The organism is Alishewanella sp. HH-ZS, from assembly GCF_001704375.1.
GTDB lineage: Bacteria > Pseudomonadota > Gammaproteobacteria > Enterobacterales > Alteromonadaceae > Alishewanella > Alishewanella aestuarii.
The window spans coordinates 1-347 of record NZ_LZEJ01000112.1; the positions used below are offsets into that span (position 1 = coordinate 1).

General features: G+C 46.4%; 1 pseudogene. It reads right to left on the reverse strand.

The features are described 5' to 3' along the window. Window positions 1-347: pseudogene (locus A9165_RS16510) on the reverse strand (VPA1269 family protein); the annotation flags it as partial.

Here is a 347-nt window from a genome sequence, read left to right on the forward strand (position 1 = left end):
GGAAATTTGTGGCAACCTTAGTGTATTCTGGAGTGTCTTCTGGGTAATCCACAACCAGTTTAAGTCGCTCTCCATTATCAAGCGTATTACCTTGCTCAGCAAGCTGGTTTTCCAGTGTTAGCAAGAGTTGATACCAAAGAGGTGCCAGAGCCACTCCCCCATAAGATGGTTTGTATTTGTCATCTCCTTTCGCTGACGCATCCCGAAAGAGAAAGGCGATTTCACCCATGCTCTCTAACTGCTTGTCTGATTTTCTCGCCCCAATGTGCTTGTGAAGCAATGCAGCACAGTCGGTAGGGTTAGCTATTGGGTTGTATTTCTCTTGCCAGTTACGCAGTTTTTCCAGC